The organism is Sulfurovum sp., from assembly GCF_041551015.1.
Taxonomy (GTDB): domain Bacteria; phylum Campylobacterota; class Campylobacteria; order Campylobacterales; family Sulfurovaceae; genus Sulfurovum.
The window spans coordinates 1-3235 of record NZ_JBFENQ010000173.1 but is presented as its reverse complement, the minus strand read 5'-3'; the positions used below and the strand labels follow the sequence as shown (position 1 = coordinate 3235).

Here is a 3235-nt window from a genome sequence, read left to right as displayed (position 1 = left end):
TAAAAGAGTATTGGTAAAATTTTCTGGTGAAGCATTGGCGGGTGAAGAAGGGTATGGTATTGATACTCAGATTCTCAATTTTATTGCAGGTGAGATTAAAGAACTTGTAGACAACGGTGTTGAAGTGGGTATCGTTGTAGGTGGTGGTAATATAATTCGTGGTGTGACTGCTGCTGCTGATGGGATCATTAAGAGAACATCGGGTGACTATATGGGTATGCTTGCTACTGTGATCAATGGTGTGGCGATTCAAGAAGCATTGGAACATGCAGGACTTGAAGCCAGACTCCAGTCTGCTATAGATATGCAAGAGATAGGTGAAGCATTTATTGTACGTCGTGCAAGAAGACATTTGGAAAAAGGTCGTGTTGTTGTATTTGCAGGAGGTACGGGTAATCCTTACTTTACAACAGATACGGCAGCTACACTTAGAGCTTCTGAGATAGAATCTGATCTTCTTATCAAAGCAACAAAAGTGGATGGTGTCTATGACAAAGATCCAAATAAGTTTGATGATGCAGTGAAACTTGATACTTTATCCTATGATCAAGCATTGAATGATCATATCAAAGTAATGGATGATACTGCCATTGCTTTGGCTAAAGAGAATGGATTGCCTATTGTTGTATGTAACATGTTTGAAAAAGGTAATCTTCTTGCAATTGTCAAAGGCGATATGAGCCTTTGTTCAATTGTTAAATAAGACAACACTAAAATTGAGAATGAAATAATAAAGGAATAGATATGAGAACAGAACAATTAACAGCAATAGCACTAGAAAAAGTAGATTTTGATAAATACCTTCTTGCAAATGCGGTAGGAAAAAGAGCCGAAGCAATCGCTAACGGTGCTGAAGTGCTTTTAGATATGGATACTTCAGGTATGAAATATTCAGATATTGCACTTCAAGAAATAGCTGAAGGTAAAATTACTGTAAGCTTAGAAGGCTAAACCCTTTTGGAAGCTTTTCTAGATAAAGCAAAAGATATAGATACTATAGAAGAGGCAAGTGCTCTTCTTTGGGAAGAACTCCCAACTCCCCTACCTGCGACCGCTAAAGCACTAGAACTTTCGCTCGAAGCACATAAAGGCCAAGTACGTAAAAGCGGTGAGCCTTACATCATCCATCCTATATTGGTAGCAGCAATTACAGCAAAGATATCTAATGATGAAATGATGGTACAGGCCGCTCTTTTACATGATGTAGTCGAAGATACAAGTTATACCATTGAAGATTTGGAACGTGAATTTGGATATGATGTTGCACATATGGTTGAAGGTCTGACTAAGATCGTTGAGATCCGTGATGAAGAGTTGATCCCCTCAGGCTCAGATGAACGGCTCATAAACTCTGCACTTTCATTTCGAAAAATGCTTATCGCTTCTATAAAAGATGTACGTGTACTTGTGATCAAGCTTTGTGACAGACTGCATAATATGCTGACGCTAGAAGCATTGAGTTCTGAAAAACAAAAGCGTATTTCAGAAGAGACAATTGTTGTATATGCACCTATTGCACATAGACTTGGTATCTCCAAACTAAAAAATTATTTGGAAGATTTAAGTTTTCGTTATATCTATCCTGAAGATTATAAGCAAATAGATACTTATATCAAATCAAATTCACAAAACCTAAAGATCAAACTCAATACGTTTATACAAAATGTAAAAGAGATGATGGATAAAGACGGTTTCAAGGAAGGTGATTTTGAAATTATCGGAAGAGTGAAGCATTATTATTCTATCTATCTTAAGATGCATCGTAAAGGTGTTAGTATAGAAGAGGTACTTGATCTGCTGGCAGTTCGTGTCATCGTTAAAGAGCCGATAGACTGTTATAGGGTTTTAGGGCTTATGCACTTAAGATTTACGCCACTTATCTCCAGATTTAAAGATTATATAGCTGTCCCTAAAGAAAATGGATATAAAACTATACATACTACATTGTTTGATGAAGAAGGTATTGTTGAAGCTCAGATACGAACTATAGAGATGCATAGACTTGCCGAGTATGGTGTTGCTGCACACTGGAAATACAAAGGTGGGAACAATAGTGTAAACTTGGAATGGTTAGAGAGTTTACATTATCAGAATGAATCTATAGAAGAGTTCTACGAATTGGCAAAATCAGATCTTTTTTCTGAAGATATTACAGTATTTTCACCTAAAGGTGATTATTATACCTTACCTAAAGGCTCAGTGGCACTTGATTTTGCTTATGCTATCCACTCTGAAGTAGGTATCAATGCGACAGAAGCATTGGTAAATAAACAGCAAGCATCACTTTTGACTATTTTGAAAAATGGGGACATTGTGAATATTTTGAAAGACAATAAACCACATCTTCACTGTTCATGGCTGGATACCGTGAAAACATCAAAAGCAAAAGAGGGTATCAGAAGTTCTTGCCGAGCAAGAATAAAAGAATCAGATACCTTAAGTGCCTACAATATTTTGGGGACATTGTTTTCTCAAGAGAGCAGTGCAATGAAAGAGCTTCTTATAAGTATGGATTACAATGATTCAATTTATAAATTACCGGGCCAACTTGATTATTATAAAGAGACTATACATAAAGTTGCAGAATATATGGGTACCAAAGAGGTACGCTTTTGGGAATTACTTAAAAAAGGATATAAAAAACCATATATTAAAGAGCTGGAACACTTTAGATTCTTTACGAATAAGCCAATAGATGGAGTAGAATTTGATTATTGCTGTCATCCTAAAGATGGCGACCAAATCGTTGCATTTTATAAGGGTAGTAAAGCTATTATACATCATAAATTATGCAAGAAAGCCTATGCTAAAATTTTAGAGGGTCAAGAGATGATCTACGTGAGTTGGACTGGTTCTAAACTCTCTAGATATAGGCTCACCATAAGTCTTCAGAATCGTAAAGGTATTTTGGCAGATCTGTTGACAAAACTCTCGACACTTAATCTCAATATATTGAGTATAGAATTAGGCATTAGAAATTCAGAACAGGCAGAGTTCTGTCAAATAGAAGTAGAGAGTAGCGAGCATAAGAAGCAAGAGCTTGCAGAAAAAATTTCACAAACGTTTAAACTCATTGAGATCATAAGTTTAGATGACGCATATAACAAATAAATAAGGGATATTGAGTATGGTACAAAAGGCATTAGAAGAGATAGGTAGAGGTACTGCAGAAATTATAGATATGGAACGTATTGAGAAATTGGTTTCAAAATATTATGATGATGGCAGTACGTAT

3 protein-coding genes are annotated in these 3235 nt (G+C 36.0%); all 3 read left to right on the top strand.

Annotated features, from left to right (window positions below; genetic code table 11):
• A partial coding sequence (gene pyrH, locus ABZC96_RS09270; RefSeq protein ID WP_373030654.1) for a UMP kinase occupies nt 1-703 on the top strand: 703 nt, incomplete at its 5' end.
• A gap of 41 nt (nt 704-744) precedes the next feature.
• Nucleotides 745-951 (top strand): DNA-directed RNA polymerase subunit omega, encoded by a 207-nt coding sequence (locus ABZC96_RS09265; protein WP_373030652.1) that lies wholly within the window; start codon nt 745-747, stop codon nt 949-951.
• A gap of 6 nt (nt 952-957) precedes the next feature.
• Nucleotides 958-3111: a bifunctional (p)ppGpp synthetase/guanosine-3',5'-bis(diphosphate) 3'-pyrophosphohydrolase gene (locus ABZC96_RS09260; RefSeq protein ID WP_373030651.1), complete on the top strand. Its 2154-nt coding sequence runs from the start codon at nt 958-960 to the stop codon at nt 3109-3111.
• Nucleotides 3112-3235: the final 124 nt, after the last annotated feature.

Excerpts from the sequence above, each read along its gene's own strand:
- ABZC96_RS09265 (WP_373030652.1), top strand. The coding sequence starts at position 745 with ATGAGAACAGAACAATTAACAGCAATAGCACTAGAAAAAGTAGATTTT.